This is a genomic window from Acinetobacter sp. SA01, from assembly GCF_011319235.1.
Classification (GTDB): Bacteria; Pseudomonadota; Gammaproteobacteria; order Pseudomonadales; family Moraxellaceae; genus Acinetobacter.
Genome location: NZ_WXXM01000006.1, coordinates 142,116 through 160,214, shown reverse-complemented (window position 1 = coordinate 160,214; position 18,099 = coordinate 142,116). Strand labels below are relative to the sequence as shown.

16 protein-coding genes are annotated in these 18,099 nt (G+C 44.2%); 7 read left to right on the top strand and 9 right to left on the bottom strand.

What is annotated here, in order from left to right; all coding sequences use genetic code 11:
• Positions 1-18 precede the first annotated feature (18 nt).
• Positions 19-678: a riboflavin synthase gene (locus GTU69_RS08035; RefSeq protein WP_166169611.1), complete on the top strand. Its 660-nt coding sequence runs from the start codon at positions 19-21 to the stop codon at positions 676-678.
• Positions 679-790: 112 nt separating this feature from the next.
• On the top strand, positions 791-1,336 hold the full coding sequence (locus tag GTU69_RS08030) for a VTT domain-containing protein (protein ID WP_086195168.1): 546 nt from the start codon (positions 791-793) through the stop codon (positions 1,334-1,336).
• A gap of 475 nt (positions 1,337-1,811) precedes the next feature.
• Here the strand turns inward: GTU69_RS08030 and GTU69_RS08025 are convergent, their stop codons facing one another.
• Genes GTU69_RS08025 through GTU69_RS08015 form a run of 3 tightly spaced genes read right to left on the bottom strand, consistent with a single transcriptional unit; the run spans position 1,812 to position 4,322 of the window.
• Positions 1,812-2,447 carry a hypothetical protein gene (locus GTU69_RS08025; protein WP_346764473.1) on the bottom strand — a complete coding sequence of 212 codons (636 nt, stop codon included), beginning with the start codon at positions 2,445-2,447 and terminating at the stop codon, positions 1,812-1,814.
• A gap of 26 nt (positions 2,448-2,473) precedes the next feature.
• Positions 2,474-2,881 carry a DNA polymerase III subunit chi gene (locus GTU69_RS08020; protein WP_086195170.1) on the bottom strand — a complete coding sequence of 136 codons (408 nt, stop codon included), beginning with the start codon at positions 2,879-2,881 and terminating at the stop codon, positions 2,474-2,476.
• Positions 2,874-4,322, bottom strand: coding sequence for a leucyl aminopeptidase (locus tag GTU69_RS08015; RefSeq protein WP_166169607.1), 1,449 nt, complete (start codon positions 4,320-4,322; stop codon positions 2,874-2,876). Before GTU69_RS08015 ends, GTU69_RS08020 begins: the two co-directional genes overlap by 8 nt.
• Before the next feature lie 159 nt (positions 4,323-4,481).
• Between GTU69_RS08015 and lptF the strand changes: the two genes are divergently transcribed.
• From lptF to GTU69_RS07995, 4 genes are all read left to right on the top strand, one after another.
• Positions 4,482-5,582 carry an LPS export ABC transporter permease LptF gene (gene lptF / locus GTU69_RS08010; RefSeq protein WP_166169605.1) on the top strand — a complete coding sequence of 367 codons (1,101 nt, stop codon included), beginning with the start codon at positions 4,482-4,484 and terminating at the stop codon, positions 5,580-5,582.
• Position 5,583: 1 nt separating this feature from the next.
• Positions 5,584-6,654 carry an LPS export ABC transporter permease LptG gene (gene lptG / locus GTU69_RS08005; protein WP_166169603.1) on the top strand — a complete coding sequence of 357 codons (1,071 nt, stop codon included), beginning with the start codon at positions 5,584-5,586 and terminating at the stop codon, positions 6,652-6,654.
• 122 nt (positions 6,655-6,776) lie between these two features.
• Positions 6,777-8,324 (top strand): 2,3-bisphosphoglycerate-independent phosphoglycerate mutase, encoded by a 1,548-nt coding sequence (gene gpmI / locus GTU69_RS08000; RefSeq protein ID WP_166169601.1) that lies wholly within the window; start codon positions 6,777-6,779, stop codon positions 8,322-8,324.
• Positions 8,325-8,350: 26 nt separating this feature from the next.
• On the top strand, positions 8,351-9,529 hold the full coding sequence (locus GTU69_RS07995) for a S41 family peptidase (protein ID WP_166169599.1): 1,179 nt from the start codon (positions 8,351-8,353) through the stop codon (positions 9,527-9,529).
• A 25-nt stretch (positions 9,530-9,554) separates the two neighbouring features.
• Here the strand turns inward: GTU69_RS07995 and GTU69_RS07990 are convergent, their stop codons facing one another.
• Genes GTU69_RS07990 through GTU69_RS07980 form a run of 3 tightly spaced genes read right to left on the bottom strand, consistent with a single transcriptional unit; the run spans position 9,555 to position 13,215 of the window.
• Entirely contained in the window at positions 9,555-10,967 is a 1,413-nt protein-coding gene (locus GTU69_RS07990; RefSeq protein ID WP_166169663.1) for a sigma-54 dependent transcriptional regulator, read from the bottom strand.
• 19 nt (positions 10,968-10,986) lie between these two features.
• Positions 10,987-12,552 (bottom strand): ATP-binding protein, encoded by a 1,566-nt coding sequence (locus GTU69_RS07985; protein WP_166169597.1) that lies wholly within the window; start codon positions 12,550-12,552, stop codon positions 10,987-10,989.
• Positions 12,553-12,579: 27 nt separating this feature from the next.
• The gene (locus tag GTU69_RS07980) at positions 12,580-13,215 is read right to left on the bottom strand and encodes a response regulator (RefSeq protein WP_166169595.1); all 636 of its coding nucleotides are present in this window, start codon (positions 13,213-13,215) and stop codon (positions 12,580-12,582) included.
• 220 nt (positions 13,216-13,435) lie between these two features.
• Between GTU69_RS07980 and GTU69_RS07975 the strand changes: the two genes are divergently transcribed.
• A complete protein-coding gene (locus tag GTU69_RS07975; RefSeq protein ID WP_166169593.1) occupies positions 13,436-14,482 on the top strand; it encodes a serine hydrolase in 1,047 nt (348 codons plus the stop codon).
• Between the two features lie 102 nt (positions 14,483-14,584).
• Here GTU69_RS07975 and thrC read toward each other — a convergent pair whose 3' ends face one another.
• The 3 genes from thrC to GTU69_RS07960 all read right to left on the bottom strand — a co-directional run bounded on the left by thrC (position 14,585) and on the right by GTU69_RS07960 (position 18,025).
• Complete coding sequence (thrC, locus tag GTU69_RS07970; RefSeq protein WP_086195181.1) at positions 14,585-15,724, bottom strand: threonine synthase; 1,140 nt, start codon at positions 15,722-15,724, stop codon at positions 14,585-14,587.
• A 56-nt stretch (positions 15,725-15,780) separates the two neighbouring features.
• Positions 15,781-17,085, bottom strand: a complete 1,305-nt coding sequence (locus GTU69_RS07965; RefSeq protein ID WP_166169591.1) for a homoserine dehydrogenase — start codon at positions 17,083-17,085, stop codon at positions 15,781-15,783.
• 124 nt (positions 17,086-17,209) lie between these two features.
• Entirely contained in the window at positions 17,210-18,025 is an 816-nt protein-coding gene (locus tag GTU69_RS07960) for a DsbC family protein (protein ID WP_166169589.1), read from the bottom strand.
• Between the last annotated feature and the right edge of the window lie 74 nt (positions 18,026-18,099).

The following is an 18,099-nucleotide window of genomic DNA, read 5'->3' as shown; positions in this document are numbered from 1 at the left end:
AGCATTAGAGAAAAAGTTATGTTTACAGGCATTATTGAAAGTCTAGGTAAAGTAGAAAGCTTGCAAAATGTGGGTGGTGATGTGCGTCTGCGTATTGGCACCGACCTCGACATGTCTGATGTGCATTTGGGTGATTCGATTGCCACCAACGGGATCTGCCTGACTGTGATTGAATGGGGCGAAAACTGGTATGCCGCTGATGTTTCACGTGAAAGTCTGAATCGAACTACTTTAGGCACTTGGAAAGTCGGTCAGCCGGTCAATGTGGAAAAAGCCATGTTGCCAACCACCCGTTTTGGTGGACATATTGTCAGTGGTCATGTCGATGCAGTGGGTGAAATCACGCTGGTACGTGAAGATGCCCGTTCCATTTATTATGAGGTCACGGCTCCGGCGGAAATTGCCAAATATCTGGCAGAAAAAGGCTCGGTCACGGTAGATGGCATTAGTCTGACCATTAACCACCTGCGTGGCAATATTATCAGCCTGAACCTGATTCCGCATACGGCAGAACGAACCAATATTGGCACCTGGAAAACCGGCATCAAAGTGAATCTGGAAGTCGATGTTTTAGCGCGTTATATCGAGCGTTTAATGCTGGGGGATAAAGCTGCTGAAGTCAAAGAGCAATCCAAATTAAGCATGGCATTTTTAGCAGAAAATGGCTTCTTGAAGTAAAACATCTTAGAATAGAAAACAGTCTGATTGAAAAGTCAGGCTGTTTTTTTTGTTTTTAGTTTTTATTTTTAATAAGTTATGAAAATAATGTGGTTAAAGTGAGTAGGGGAAAATGCTTGATTTTCTAATGCATATTGAACAATGGTTACCTACTTTGCTGGATCAGTATGGTCTGTGGATCTATGCCATTTTATTTCTGATTATCTTTGCAGAAACCGGTTCCGTATTTATGTTCTTCTTGCCGGGAGACAGTCTGCTGATTGCGATTGGTGCCCTCTGCTCAACCACAGATGTGATCCATTTAAATACCATGGGACTGTTGCTGTTTAGTGCTGCGGTACTGGGTTATATTGTCAATTATTATACCGGGCAGATTTTGGGGTTTAAGTTTTTCCATGAACATTCACGCTACTTAAAACCGGCCTATATCGTAAAAACCAACCATTATTTTACCAAACATGGTGGTAAAACCATTCTGATGGCTCGCTTTGTTCCATTTGTACGTTCATTTGCGCCCTTTGCTGCAGGGGCGGGGCATATGAATCTCTTGAGTTTTATGCTGTATAACGTGGCCGGTGGTTTAATCTGGATTGCGGTATTATTGAGTATAGGCTACGGTGCCGGGAATATACTGGGTCTAGCAGTGGACCTGTTTTAATTTCGGATGCTTTGGATTTAGATTCCAGCAGCATTTCACATGATTGGCTCAAGAAAAAGTCCACCGAAATGGTAATGCTGAACAGTTCAAGAGTTTAGAAATAGACTCTTTAACTTTTTAGTAATTCATGGTGGAGTCTTACCTTTTTAAATCAAATTTTTGCAGATCATTTGTTAATTTGGTTTCGCCCTGAGAAGCATTGCTTCGTAAGATCAAAGCTATTTGTCATCCGCAAAACTTATCAGCCCTTATCAACTAGCAGATTTGTCGCAGAAACGATCATTTTTTAATCTTTTGGTGCAATGTACCCCATGCTTCAAACAGTTGCGGATGACTTTCCCACATATCAAATATAGTCATAAATTTAAAAAAGAAAATGCCAGTCAATTTCTTAACTGACTGGCATTACACCAAAATGGACTGTTTTTATCATAGCAACGAAATTAAAAAATACCTGAAGTCGCCATGCTGAAACTCAAGCGCTAGGTTTTTCCGAAGATAAATTAGAGTTCTTTAAAATATAATCAATTTCTTCCTGACTGGCCTGATGTAACTTGGCGCGAAATACAGTCACCGCTTGCTCAATTAGCGTTTCAGCTTCCAATTCCAGACGTAAACGCAGGCTTTCCAGCTCCGATAATATTTCATGGTCAGCAATCGAGAACATGCCCTTGGCAAAATTCAAGGCCGGGCCCGCAGGGTTCTTGTGATAACGTGCAGTATAGGTTTGCATTTCGTGCTCTATATTTTGACGTATAAAAGCCAAGGTATGAACCTGCTCGGCAAATTGTCTTTCTTCGTCTAGCTGTAATGCCCGTGCATAAGCCGCCTGTTCGGCACGCTTATTTTCCAGCGACTGTTCCAGAGCACGTTGCTTGCGCAAGCGCGCTTCTTCAATCAGCTGGGCCTTACGTTCGGCATAGGCATGTTCAATCTTTTCATAAGATTGCTGCTGGGCTTCTTTATCTTTTTCCAGCCACTTCTGAATATTAGTTTCAGGTTTGAGGACATTGCAGACGCGGTATAAGTCATCAATAAATGCCTGACGAACAGCCTCAGGTACATTTAACCAGCGCTGTTTAAAATCTTGACCGACATTTAATGCCACCACATCTCTCCTTAATTTCCATTGATCGGCTAAAGCTTGAACGTTCGCGGCTCAATACCTAAGCGTCGATATTGTTTAAATTTTTCACGACCCAGTTGTTTTGCCGATTCATTATTTTCGATGATTTCTATAATGTGACTAAATTTATCAATCTGTTCAAGGGCTTGATTGTTAAAATTAAACACAATCCAGTCAGACTCTTGCGGCAGGCGGGATGAAATGCAAATGCTGGCCTGTTCCTGATCAATGCCATGCGGAATAAAACTGCCAGGATCAAAACTCCACAACTGTTCATCAAGCTGCTGCTGCAAGTCGGTATTTTCGCAATATAACCAGATCTGTGCCGGCTGTTTCAGAATCTTGCGGCACAAACGGCAAGTACTTTGTACTTGCCGTTCATTGCTTTTTTCAAACAGGTAAAAGCTGACTTTAGCCATTCGACTGCACGCGATTGGCCAGAAACTGAACCAGTAATGGCACAGGACGACCGGTTGCATTTTTGGCTGTACCTGAGTTCCATGCTGTACCGGCAACATCGAGATGTGCCCAGCGGTATTCACGTGTGAAGCGTTGCAAGAAACAAGCAGCCGTCACAGAACCTGCTTTCGGTCCACCAATATTGGCAATATCGGCAAATGGGGAATCCAGCTGTTCCTGATAGTCTTCAATCACCGGCATGCGCCATACCCGGTCAAATGAAGCTTGGCCTGCAGCAGTAATTTCAGCAGCCAATTCATCATCCGGGGTAAATAAACCTGACAACACTGAACCCAGGGCCACCACGCAGGCACCGGTCAAGGTTGCAATATCAATCACTAGTGCAGGATTAAAACGCTTGATATACGTCAGGGTATCGCATAGTACCAAACGGCCTTCCGCATCGGTATTTAAAATTTCCACCGTTTGTCCACTCATGGTGGTTACGATATCACCTGGACGAGTGGCATGACCTGAAGGCATGTTTTCAGCAGCGGCAATGGCACCGACCACATGAATTGGCAGTTTTGCTTCACATAGCGCACGGATGGTGCCGAGAACGGATGCTGCGCCGCACATGTCAAATTTCATTTCATCCATGCCCAGACCTGGTTTGAGTGAAATACCGCCTGTATCAAAGGTGACGCCTTTACCAACCAGTACCACAGGGGCCTGTTCAGTATGGGCTTTATATTCGAGGGTAATCACACGACCCGGACGGTCTGAACCTTTGCTCACCGCCAGGAAGGCATTCATGCCCAAGTCTGCCATTTGCTGTTCATTAATCACAGTGACTTTCAGCAAGTCTGGATATTGTGCTGCCAAAGCTTGAGCCTGTTCAGCCAGATATTCTGGGAAACAGATATTACCTGGGCGATTGCCTAAATCACGGGCCAGGTTTTGACCGGATTGCACGGCATGAATCAGAGATAATTGTTGCGGGTTTAATGTGCTGTTTTCGGCAATCAGATGAATTTCTTCAAGCACAAATTCATTTTTCTTCGATTTGTACTCATCAAATGCATAACTGGCCTGAGTCAGCGCCAGTGCAAATAAATAATGCTGTTCAGGGGCTAGGGCAGAAATATCAATACTGATCTGTTTGAATTTTTTTTGTGACTCTTTGATAATATTTTGTGCGATTTTTGCTAATTTGGTCGGCTGAATTTCAGCTGCTTTATCTAGGCCAATCAGCGTGGTATTGGTACAGGCAGCCACTTTGCCGATCAGGGTTAAAGATTCGCATAGACTCGCCTTGAATTGTGCTGCTTCGACTAAACTATTTAAATCATTGATTTGATAAGTGGTCGAGGCGTGTTGCAGCTGCTCGGAATCTACTAATATCAATAAACATGGGCTAGATGCATTCTCTTGGAATGACGTATTAATGGTCAGTTTCATGTGCTGTATTCATGCCTTGGAAAGATTGCAAATCATTAAACCATTGAAACATTTCTATGAATAGGGTTTCAACGCGCAACAACAGTATAGGTTTTATATTTTCACCATTCGGGTAAACTAGCGCTAGTTTTATTTGTTTCTTTTTTGGGAAGAATTAATTTGATTATTCGGCGTTATCTGGTCAAGCAAGTGCTGTCTACCTCTCTGGTGGTCATTGCTTTATTGACCTTAATCATGATGGGTGGTCGGCTGATCAAGTTTTTTGGTGTGGCGGCACAAGGTCGTTTAGATACCAGTATTTTGTTTAGCATTATTGGTTATCGACTGCCAGAATTTTTAACATTAATTCTTCCGCTCGGCTTTTTCATTGGTCTGATGTTGGTTTTTGGCCGTCTCTACGTCGATCATGAGATGGCCGTCATGAATGGTAGTGGCATCAGCCGTAACCAGCTGGGACGTTTACTGATTCCACTGACTGTGGTTTTTCTTGCGGTTCAAACAGTATTGATGGTGTGGATGTCCCCTTGGGGACTGCGTCACTTTGAAGAACTGATCACCAATCAGGCGGTGAGAACCGGTTTTGATTTGGTTCGTCCCAAAGAATTCATTTCCTCTGGTCCCTATACCATTTATGCTGGAGATTTGTCGGAAGATCGTCACAATTTAAAAGATGTGTTTTTCTATCAGCGTGCTGAAAAACCTGGCAAACCTGATGTCATGATTTTGGCGAAGGAAGCCACTCGTGTAGAAGTTGCTAATGAAACGGCCAGTATTGTGGATTTGGTAGAAGGGCGCCGTTATGAAATTTTCCCGGGAACACCAAAATATACACAAGCAGAGTTTCAATCTTATCGTTTACGTTTAGAAAGTGATCAAGAAGCAAAATTTGAAAGTGCTGAAGTGGAAGCCTTACCAATTGCTAAACTTTGGAACAACCGCAATGATCCTGTCGTTGTGAGTGAATTGGGCTGGCGTCTCTTCGTACCCTTTTCCATTGTGGTTGCCTTAATGCTGGCGATTGCACTGTGTGAAGTAAGTCCGCGTCAGGGACGTTATTTAAAACTGTTCCCGGCCTTACTGATTTTTGCCAGTCTGATTGTGGCTCTGATGGCGGTCAAAACGCGCATTAGTAAAGATGAAATGGGCATCTGGGCCTATCCTTTGGTGTTGCTGGCCTATGCTGTTGCCGCAGCACTGTTTTCCCGGAAACAGAAACTGGCACCCAAAATCAAGAAACGAATTCAGCAGGTGAGGTCTTAAAATGTTAGCACGTCGAATAGTCGCCAAACATGTGACCAAAACTACGGCACTTGCCATGCTGGGTGCAACCGCAGTGCTCTCTGTTTTACAGGTGCTGTTCACCTATTTGGGTGAATTGGGTTCGCTGAACGAAAACTATGGGGCCTGGCAGGCATTTCTCTATGTATTATGGGGTGCACCGCGTTATCTCTATGAGATTTTGCCGATCTCTGCCCTGATTGGGGCTGTGCTGGGTTTAGGTACTCTGGCTTCCAATAGTGAGCTGGTGGTGATGCGCTCGGTGGGCATCAGCCTGTGGCGTATTGTGGGCTGGGTGATTCGTTCAGCGCTGATTCTGGTGGTGTTATCCTTTGTCTTAAGTGAATGGGTGATTCCGTATACCAATGAACAGGCCAAAAGTGTCAAAGATCACCGTAGCGCCAGTGCATTGGGTGAGGTGAGGGGCTACTGGACCCGTGAAGGCCAGCGTTTTATTTACATTGATTATGCCAATGCACAAGGCCAGCTTCAGCGTGTTCAGGTGGTCGACTTTGATGACAATTATTATCTGAAAGGTGTACTGAATGCAGAACAGGGCCAGTTCATTAAAGATGGTGACTGGAAGCTGCAGCAGGCAACCCAGATGGATATTCTGCCACAAGGCAATTCTACTCTGCTACAGAGCGCACAGCTACCGCTGGCTTTAGCCCTACAACCGAAATATGTGCATATGGTCACCATTGACCCGGAAGATTTATCTCCAAGTCAGCTGGTGAGTTTCATGAGCTATATGCGTGAATATAGCCAGGTGCCGAAAACCTACCAGCTGGCATTCTGGCAAAAAGTCGGTTCGCCATTTGCCCTGATTGCCTTGGTGCTGATTGCCTGTTCCTTTATTTTTGGTCCCTTACGTCAACAGTCGATGGGTTTCCGTCTGGTCATTGCCTTGTTTACTGGCTTGGGATTCTTCTATCTGCAGGACTTTCTGGGCTATGCCAGTTTGGTCTATTCTCCTTCACCGGCCTGGTTTGTGTTTGTGCCGATTGTACTGATGCTGCTGGTCGGTGGTTATTTACTGCGCCGTGCACGTTAAACTGCTCTGACAGTGATAAAAAGAATGTGCATGATCAGCTTTAGTCATGATCTGCACATAGAGTCTTGACCGAAAATTCGGTAAGATATGACGATGAAATTGTAAACAAAAGAGTGTTCATTATGACGGATGCAACTGCTGGCAAAATCCCTCACGTATTGGTAATCATGGATGGTGTGGGTCATCGCGAAGCGGTCGAAGACAATGCTTTCCTGGCAGCAAAACGACCTAACTTAACGGCTATGCAACAACAGCATCCCCATGGTTTGATTTCAGGTTCAGGTGAAGATGTCGGCCTGCCTGATGGTCAAATGGGCAACTCTGAAGTGGGTCATATGAACCTTGGTGCAGGTCGAGTGCTGTATCAGGATTTCACTCGTATTACCAAAGATATTCGTAGCGGTGCTTTTTTTGAGCATGAAGTGCTGGTCGATGCAGTTGAAAAAGCCAAAGCAGCAAATGGTGCAGTCCATATTTTGGGCTTGCTGTCGCAAGGTGGCGTGCATTCACATGAAGACCATATTGTAGCCATGGCTGAACTGGCATTAAAACGTGGTGCAAAAGTTTATCTGCATGCTTTCCTGGACGGTCGTGATACACCACCTAAAAGTGCACAGCCATCTCTAGAAAAACTCGATGCATTGTTTGCCCAATATCCGGGTCAAGGTCGCATTGCAACCCTGATTGGCCGTTACTTTGCTATGGACCGTGACAATCGTTGGGATCGTGTAGAACAGGCCTACCGTCTGCTGACTGAAGGTGAAGCAGTACGTACCGCTGCAACAGCTGTTGAAGGTCTGGAACAGGCTTATGCAGCTGAAGAAAGCGATGAATTTGTCAAAGCCACCCGTATTGGTGATGTGGCGAAAATTCAGGATGGCGACAGTGTAGTGTTTATGAACTTCCGTGCCGACCGTGCGCGTGAAATCACCAAAGCTTTTGTTGAAAAAGATTTTGCCGGTTTTGAACGTAAAGTGGTTCCAAACCTGTCTAAATTTGTGATGTTGACCCGTTACCAGGCGACCATTGATGCACCTGTGGCCTATATGCCTGAAGCGCTGAAAAACTCGATTGGCGAGTATTTATCAAATCTGGGTAAAACACAGCTGCGTATTGCCGAAACAGAAAAATATGCACACGTAACGTTCTTCTTCAGTGGTGGTCGTGAAGATGAATACCCGGGTGAAAAACGCATTCTGATTCCATCTCCAAGTGTTGCCACTTATGACCTGAAACCGGAAATGAGTGCTTTCGAAGTGACTGATGAACTGGTTGCTGCGATTAATTCAGGTGAATATGACTTATTGGTAGTGAACTATGCCAATGGTGATATGGTTGGGCATACTGGTGTATTTGATGCCGCTGTGAAAGCAGTGGAAGCAGTAGATACATGCCTCGGTCGTGTCTATGAAGCGGTGATGGCACAAAAAGGTCATATGCTGATTACTGCCGATCATGGTAATGTAGAGCAAATGCAGGACTACCAAAGCGGTCAGGTACATACGCAACATACCACTGAACTGGTTCCGTTTATATATGTCGGCCCAACTTCTGCCACCATTGCTGAAGGTGGTGTACTTGCAGATGTCGCACCGACATTGTTGAACCTCATGCAAATTCCTGTACCTGCAGAAATGAAAGGTCATAATTTGATTACTTTAAAATCATAAAAATTTTTGTATAAACAGGTGGATGGATGGCTTTACAGCGCTGGAAAAAGGTTGTCATTTTAACAACGTTATTCATGTGTGTGAGCCATTCCGCTTTTGCTGCGGTAAAAGGCAAGGTACAGCCTGTTTTAGATTTTGATGATGAAGCTGAACAGAACTATGCTGAAGTTCCGGTGGAATCGATTCAGCAGTTCGTGCAGATTTATAGCATTGTCAAAGAAAATTACGTCGATGAAAAAAATGACGAAGCCTTATTTCAACAAGCGATTAAAGGTCTGGTGAGCGGGCTAGATCGTTATTCCCGTTATTTAAGTCCAGAAGAATATAAGCAGTTATTACAATACACTGAAGGCGATATTGCCTCTGTCGATTTTGAACTGGTTTATGATCCGCAATTGCATCAGTGGGTCATTCAAGGTCTAAAGGAAAATGCTGACTCAGCCAAACAAGGTTTACGCAATGGGGTCAGTGTATTCAAGATTGATGATCAGGAACTGAAAAAATTCAATCATGATCAAGTGAATAGCTTACTGAATGGTTCGATTGGTTCGACCTTAAGTTTGCAGCTGGCACAGAATAGTAAACCGCTGATTTTAGTCCGTAATAAAAAAATAGAAACCGATATTCAGGCAACATTGCTGCATAATCAGGTGCTGGTGATTAAAGTCAAAGTTTTCCAGCAAGATACAGCCAATGAAATCAAACGCCTGATTGAAGAGCATTCTTCTTCACGCTTGAAAGCAGTATTGCTGGATTTAAGAAATAACCCGGGCGGATTATTGTCTGCTGCGGTTGAATCGGCCGATCTGTTTTTGAATCAAGGAATCATTGTTTCGACCAAAAGCCGTTCTGAAGGCGACCAGCAGTTTCAGGCCTTGCCCAGTTTCGAATTTCAGAATTTAAAGTTGGGTATTTTAATCAATAACCGTTCTGCTTCTGCCGCTGAAGTCTTTACTGCCGCGATGAAAGATCATGGCCGTGCCTGGGTGATCGGGGATAAGAGTTACGGAAAAGGGGTGGTACAAAAACTGTTCCCACTTTCTAACGGTGCAGCTTTACAGATGACGGTATCGCATTACTACACTCCTAAAGGGCAGATGATTGAAGGGGTAGGTATTCAACCCAATCAACCCTATCTGCAACATGAAATGAAAGAAGAAAACTATCTAGAACATGTTGCAGAGATCATTTTAACTCATAAATAAAATGGCCTAATCCTTAAAAAATGGTCTAGTCCTCGTCGGTATCTAAACCAAATTTCTTCAGTCGATAACGCAAGGAACGGAAAGACATGCCCAGTTTCTTGGCAGCCAGTGTTCTGTTCCAATGGGTTAAATTCAGTGCATTGAGTAAAATATCTTTTTCAATATTTTCTAGATAAAGCTCCAAACCTTCATCGGGTAATTTCTTGGAAGATATCACGATGTCACTGCGCAAGCTGTGCTGGTCTTCCGTTACCTCTGGCACTGCTACAGTAGGGTAGCGTAAAGGTGCGCTTTGCAGGTGTTGCAAATCAATTCTTTCATCATCGCTTAAGGTAATGGCGCGTTCAATAATATTGCGCAGTTCGCGGACATTGCCGGGATAATACTGACTCAGTAAAAAGCTTTTCGCACGATCAGTCAGCTGTTTTTGCGGAATATCCCATTCCTGACTAATTTTCTGAATAAAGTGATGTGCCAATAAAATAATATCGTCACCGCGGTCACGCAGTGGAGGCAAGACCAGATCCATGACATGGATACGGAAAAACAAGTCCTGTCTAAAGCGGCCTTGCTGAACCAGAGCTTCCAGATCCTGATGGCTGGCACTAATCACGCGGAAATCGACGTCAATTTCACAGTCCGAACCGACTGGACGAATGCGTTTCTCCTGTACGGCACGCAGCAGTTTAACCTGCATGTTTAAAGGCAGTTCAGCAATTTCATCCAGAAACAGGCTGCCGCCGTGTGCAGACTGAATCAGACCCTGTTTATCCTGAGTGGCACCGGTAAAGCTGCCTTTTTTGTGCCCGAACAGTTCACTTTCCATCAATTCAGTCGGAATGGCACCGCAGTTAATGGCAATAAAAGGACCTTCATTACGGTTACTAAGGCGATGCACCAGATTGGCAATGACTTCTTTTCCTGTTCCGGATTCACCGGTAATAAAAACAGGTGCCTGAGAGCGGGCAATTTTATTTAAGGTCACCCGTAACTGTTGAATTGGCAGTGACTGTCCAATTAACAGTTTTTGCTCCAGGCTATCTTCCTTGATCTGCAAATGTTCTTGTGGTTTGTTAAAGGCTTTTTGCAGCAGCTGTTCCAGATGCTTCTGATTTACGGGTTTGCTGACAAAATCGAAGGCACCGGCTTTGAGTGCTGCGATGGCGATTTCCATATTGCCATATGCCGTCAGTACCGCCACGGGTACGGATGGAAAGTGCTGGTTAATCCATTCCACCAGTTGCAGTCCATTGCCGTCCGGTAAATTTAAATCGGTTAAACAGGCATCATAGCGGTATTCGGACAAGAATTTTTTGGCCTGTTCCAGACGATAGGCAATATGGGTTTTAATTCCAATACGAGATAACGACATTTGCATGAGGGTACACAAATCTTCCTCATCATCCACCAATAAGACAAGTGGTTGTTGTTCCACAATACACCCCAGCAATTTTCATTTATAAAGCAACTTGCAGGCATTCTATCCGAAAGCATGCTCCCTGTTCTTGTTTTACATAGTTCAGTTTTGCCTGATTGGCTTCACAAAAACTATGTGATAAGTACAATCCTAAACCTGTTCCTGTGATTTCGGTACTAAAAAAAGGTTGAAATAAATAAGCCAAATCCTTGGATGCAACGCCCGCGCCAAAATCACGAACATCAATACGCACATTGTTGTCATGTAAGTAAACATTCAACTCGATATGTGAATGCTCGGGTGCATTATGTCGAATGGCATTACGAATCAGGTTAATCAGCACTTGACGAAGTTGTGCCTCGTCAAAATGAACAAAAATTTTACTTTGAACAGTATATTTAATTTGGGGCGCAATATCAGCCAAATCTTCCAGAATCAGTAGGGGAATAAACTGTTTCAACTGAATGGTTGAGGGGTGGGTTTCTTTATTGCGCACCATATTCAGCGTGTCTTGTACAATCCGGTCAATACGCTGTGTCTGCTTGGCAATCATTCGGCTCAATACCGCCTGTTGCTGCGGGTCACTATCACTCAAAAGTTCATTGGCCTGAACAATGGCGGCTAGAGGATTGCGAATTTCATGGGCAATACTGGCGGACAGTTGCCCAAGTGCCGCGAGTTTTAATTGTTGTACACGTTGATTGAGCTTGGTGGCATCCTGCAATACCAATAATGTCAGGGTTTGTTGTGGCACCATGAGCTTTTGCACTTCAATATGCATATGATAATGACTGAGTTGTGACTCAAACTGAAATTTTTCCCCATCTCGCAGTTGATCAAATTTAAGCAATTCAAATAAATCCGGCTGAGCCTTGTATAAGGGATATTTGTCATAAGCATAGAGTGGAGGAATGCCTAAAAGCAGGCAGGCAGCCGGGTTGCTCAGCACAATATGACAATTTTCATCTAAAACCAGATACCCCAGTTCGATCTGTTCCAGAATATAGCGATTCAGGTTTTGCAGCCGGTTTAATTCCAAAGACTGCGAAAAATTTAAATTTTCAAGCAGTTGAAAGCGTTTTACTGCAATTTGCCCACTGCCATACACCACTAAAAACAGAAAAGCCAATATCGCACTGTTGCCAATATTATTCAGTGAAGAAAAATCAAAAATACTGCCTAAAAAAAGCTGATAAATCACACTGATCACGGCAATCAGGGTAATGATCAAAGCCTTTTGGGCATCAAGTAATAACGAGGCCGCGAAGATAGTAATCACAAACAGCAAACTCAATTGCAGGTTCGGACCATCGACGGCCAAGGTGAGCAAGCTTAAAGCAATGACATCGACAACAAATAACAGTGGGAGTTGCTGGGCAGTTTTAAAGCGTATGCTTTTGAGTATGATTAACTGGATAAAACTTGCCGATACGTAGCCGATTAGCACGTAAAGATAAAGCTGTTGGTAGTGGTAATCTAGACTTAAGCGCTGATACGTGAGTAAGAAAATCAGCAGAAGACTGGTCGCAATAATGAGTCTATAGGTGCTATACCAAATACCTAAATGATATTGGTTAAACTCTAAATTATGGGTATTTTGCGTCATGCAAGTCTTCTAGCAAGCCAAAGGGCCTTAAGGTTTAATCAGGCCATAGCGAATGGCCAGATGAGTCAATTTGACATCACTATCTAGATTCAGCTTTTCGAAGATGCGGTAACGGTAAGTATTCACCGTTTTAACACTGACAAAAAGTTTATCGGCAATTTCCTGGGCACTAATACAATTGACCACCATCATTGCGACCTGCATTTCGCGTTCCGACAAGGCATCGAAAGGAGATTGCTGGGTGTCGGAAAGGTAAGAACTGGCCAGTTGTTCGGCAATGTCGGCACTGAAATATTTTCCGCCTTGCATGACCTTGTTGATGGCACGTACCATTTCGGAAACCGGTGCACCTTTGGTGATATAGCCTTTCGCCCCGGCTTTCAGTAATAAGGAAGGATAGGGTTCCTCCGCCAGACCACTGACGGCCAGTACTTTGGTTTCAGGGGCTGTTTGCAATAGGCGTCGGGTGGTTTCTACCCCGCCAATGCCCGGCATGTTGACATCCAGCAAAACGATATTCGGATGATGATGACGGACTAAGTTAATCGCTTCTTCACCAGATTCAGCCTGACCAATCACTTGAACATCCGCATGGTCTTCGAGCATACGGCAAATTCCGGTACGTACCAATTCATGGTCATCTACCACTAAAACTGTGATCACCTAGTTCTCCCTCATCTCAAAAAAATGCATTTTTTTGTTACATAAAGCAAAATAAGCTTGCAATGAAATGACAAAATTAGCAATCCTATTCTTTATCTTTCCATTAAATGTTATACACAATGTTGTGAGTAACAAAAAGTGTTCATATTTGTGTTTAAATGTAAGCATTTTTGAGGGAATATACAAATGTATATTGCCTTCTTGAGTTGAGTAAATCACCGTGAAAAATTCGAAAAAATCTTTAATGCATGTGCTAGGCATATCGATTCTGCTAGGCATAAGTTCAACCAGTTTTGCTGAGCTGGTGATGGATGCGTCTAAAGGGGCGGGACAAGCGACGTTAAACTGGTCCTCTGAAGATGTGAGTCAATTATTAAACGGTGATGCTTCGGCTGAAGAAGTCTCTCCACAAGGTTCAACAAAAATAACCACTTCTGTACGTAATTCAAATGGAGTGGCGCCTCATTCTGCACCTAAAACGGTACAGATTTTAAATAATTCCAACTATGGCAACCAGCCTTCGGTGAATGCCCGTGCTGCTTTGGTGATGGATGGCCAGACAGGTGAGGTTTTATACAGTAAAAATAGTAATACTGCCTTTCCAATTGCCTCTCTAACCAAGCTGATGACTGCTGTGGTCATTGCTGATGCGCGTTTAAACATGTCTGAGACAATTACCTTACAACAGGCTGACTTTTCTTGTTCAGGCTGTAAGAGTTCAAGCTCAACGCTCCGTGCGGGTGATAGCATGAATCGCGCTGAAGCTTTATTGTTTGCTTTAATGAAGTCTGAGAATCCGGCTGCTTCTGCATTGGCACGTACTTATCCAGGGGGACGTTCGGCTTTCATCGCAGCGATGAACAAAAAAGCCAAAGCACTTGGAATGAATTCAACCCATTATCTGGAGTCAACAGGTTTGAACCCGGGCAATGTGTCTTCAGCACGTGACCTTGGTATTTTGGTCAATACCGCATCGCAATATGGTTTGATTCGTCAGTTCTCGACCACTCCAAGCTATGACTTTAACCTTGGTTACCGAGTATTGAAATCGAACAATACCAATGCGTTAGTCCGTAATGGTGGCTGGAATATCAATATTTCCAAAACCGGTTATATCAATGAAGCAGGACGTTGTGTAGCCATGCATACCACTTTAAATAACCGTCCGGCTGTGGTTGTACTGCTTGGAGCAGATTCTTCTGCTGCACGTACCAATGATGCCACCCGTTTAATGACTTGGGTTAGCCAGTTACCCAAGCGTATTTAAGGCTGAATTTGGAGAAGTCTTCAAATCTACTCAACATTTGAATGCTTCTAAATGAAAAAACCCTGCGATCGCAGGGTTTTTTTTCTTCGGTCTAAATATGCATTACATATTAGAAAGAATAGAGTCTTTCACTTGATCCATAGAGGCATCGATAGACAACATCACGGCATCAGAACATTGTTTGATGGCAGTGTCAGGGTCTTTCAGGCCATTACCGGTTACTGTACATACGATAACAGAACCTTCAGCAATTTTACCTGCTTTAATATCACGAATCGCACCACCGATAGACGCTGCAGAAGCAGGTTCTACGAATACACCTTCATACATAGAAAGTAAGCGTTGCGCTTCTAAAATTTCAGTATCAGTCAGTTCATCGAACCAACCTTTGGAATCACGTACCACCGCTTTGGCATGATGCCAGCTTTGCGGGTTACCAATACGAATTGCTGTAGCTACAGTTTCAGGGTTTTCAACTGGTGCACCACGCAGGAACGGCGCAGCACCAGATGCTTGGTAACCGACCATGGTTGGCAAGCCTTCAGGTTTAGGGCCAGTGAACTGATCAGTTGCAGCATCATAAACCACTTGTTCAAACTGCTCTTTAGGCTGGTTGGCAACAGCTTCGGTATAACCCATCCAGTGAGCCGTGATGTTACCTGCATTCCCCACAGGCAAGCAGTGGTAATCAGGCGCACGACCTAACTCATCCACGATTTCATAAGCAATGGTTTTTTGACCTTGCAAACGGTAAGGGTTGATAGAGTTTACAATCGTCACAGGTGCTTGGTCAGCCACTTCTTTGACCAGACGCATACCGTCGTCGAAGTTACCACGGATTTGCATGGTGACAGCACCATACATCATCGCTTGTGCCATTTTGCCCATGGCAATTTTGCCTTCTGGGATTAAAACGAATGCTTTGATGCCAGCACGGGCAGCATAAGCGGCTGCAGCAGCAGAAGTGTTACCGGTAGAAGCACAGATAATCGCTTTAGAGCCTTCTTCAACTGCTTTAGTAACCGCCATGGTCATACCACGGTCTTTAAATGAACCAGTCGGGTTTAAGCCCTCGTACTTCACATAAATTTCAACATTTTTGCCAATAATGCGTGGAATGTTCTCAAGCTTGATCAGTGGCGTATTCCCTTCGCCTAAAGAGATTGCGCGAGTAGTTGCAGACACTGGTAAACGGTCGCGATAGCGGTCAACTAAACCAGTATAACGATTGGCATTAGACATGATGATGTTCCAATTGTGTGTAGAGCTTGGCAAGGGGAATACTCCCCTCAACCCGATTAATTATCAAGCGATTCTAAACGAATTCGTACAATTTCGCCATGAATGACGGGCAATGCTTGAATTTGCTGAAGGGCTTCATCCATTTTTGATTCCTTGACTGGATCAGTCAGAATCACGATAGGAATAAGGTCTTTTAAGCGCGGCTGTTGCATGATCGCGTCAATGCTAATACCGGCACGGCTTAAAATGGTGGTGACATCTGCCAGAACACCGGTTTGATCTTCGGCATTGATGCGGATGTAATAGCCCGTGGTCATTTCTTCACGCGGCAGAATTGGCAAATCTGTTAAAGCTTCAAAAGCCAGCTGTGGAATGGTTCCGGCACCATCTTCTGTGTAAATAATATCACGGACAATATCCACGATGTCTGCGACTACCGCAGAAGCAGTAGGGCCAGCACCTGCGCCAGCACCATAATACAGTGTTGGACCAACCGCATTGGCTTGAACCAAGACTGCATTTTTCACGCCATTAACATTGGCAATCAGTTGATCATCTGGAATTAAAGTAGGATGAACACGTAATTCAATACCAGATGCAGCACGACGGGCAATTCCCAGGTGCTTGATACGGAAGCCTAGGTCTTCGGCATATTTCACGTCTTGGGCAGTCACTTTGCTGATGCCTTCAGTAAATACCTTGTCGAACTGTAGCGGAATACCAAAGGCACATGAAGCCAGAATCGTCAGTTTATGTGCAGCATCAATGCCTTCAACGTCAAAGGTTGGATCTGCTTCGGCATAACCCAGCTCTTGCGCTTCTTTCAGCACGTCTGCAAAAGCACGCCCTTTTTCACGCATTTCACTTAAAATGAAGTTGCCTGTACCGTTGATGATGCCCGCTAGCCATTCAATCTTGTTGGCAGCCAGACCTTCACGAATGACTTTAATAATTGGAATACCACCAGCAACGGCGGCTTCATAGGCAATTTGCACGGCATGGTCTTCGGCTGCTTTAAACAGCTCATTGCCATGTTCAGCCAGCAGGGCCTTGTTAGCTGTCACAATGTGCTTGCCGTGTTTCATCGCTTCCATGATGACTTCATAAGCAGGGTGAATGCCGCCCATGACTTCTACCACGATATCGACATCCGGTTGACGAACAATATCGAGCAGATCAGCACTTTGTTTCACCGAAGCAGGCAAATCCAGATCAGGACGAGGGCGACGTGTACCCACATGGGTAATTTGGATTTCTCGACCGGTGCGACGTTTTATCTCAGCAGCATTTTCTTTTAGTAGTTTAAGGGCACCACCACCCACAGTACCAAGACCGAGGATTGCCAGACGAACTGGTTTCACGTCACACTCCAAATATGTATTCAACTTTAAGCGAATCTAGATCATAGCTAAAAAAACGGCCAGACTCTAGGGCAGAAATCACTTTATCTCTACCTATTAAATTTAGTAGATGAACTGATAAAAATTAGTTATTTAAACGCTCTACCAATTCTTCAGGCGAGAGATATCCACCCAGGTAAATGCCCTCGCTGTTATAAATGGCCGGAGTGCCATTGACGCCCATATTTAGCCCCAGCTGATATTGATCTCGAACCGGATTTTTACAGGTCGCTGGAGCAAGTGGTGTCCCGGCAATGGCCTGATTAAAAGCCGCCTGACGGTCTTTACTACACCACACGCTTTCCATGGCTGGCATGAACTGTTCGCCACGTGGCCAAGCGATATAGCGTACTTCGATGCCCTTGGCATTAATTTCGCTCATATGCTCATGCAGTTTATGGCAGTACGGACAGCTGGCATCGGTAAACACATACACGATATGCTTGGTTTTGCCTTGGGCTTTATAAACCAGCAAGTCTTCGACTTTTAAGTTAGCCAGCAGCTTTTTATTGGCTTCGGATTGCAGGTTTTCACTGACATTGTGAATTTTACTGTCACCTAGACGCAGCACGTCACCCTGAATAATGTATTTGCCATCAGCGGTGGCATAAACTGATGACATGCCTTCCAGGTTAACCCAATACAGGTTAGGAACTTCGGTTGCCTTGATATTTAAAATTTTGGCATTGATATTGGCTTTCTTGAAGTGCTGCTGCAGCGTGTTTACCAGACGTTGCTGTGCATTGCGTTCTGAAAGATTGGAGGCCTGGCCGGTAGCAGGTGCACTAGCGGTTAAAGTACTTTGTTTTTTTTCATCATTATTCGAATTGGAGCAGGCCGTTAATCCTAAGCCAGCAGCAAGTGTACATGCGAGAAAAATTTTTGAACGGGTAAATAACATAAACAACCCTTTCTTGTAGGCATAAAAACAGGTGCCTAAGCATAACAAAAAAAAATGCCCGCGATAAAACTTCT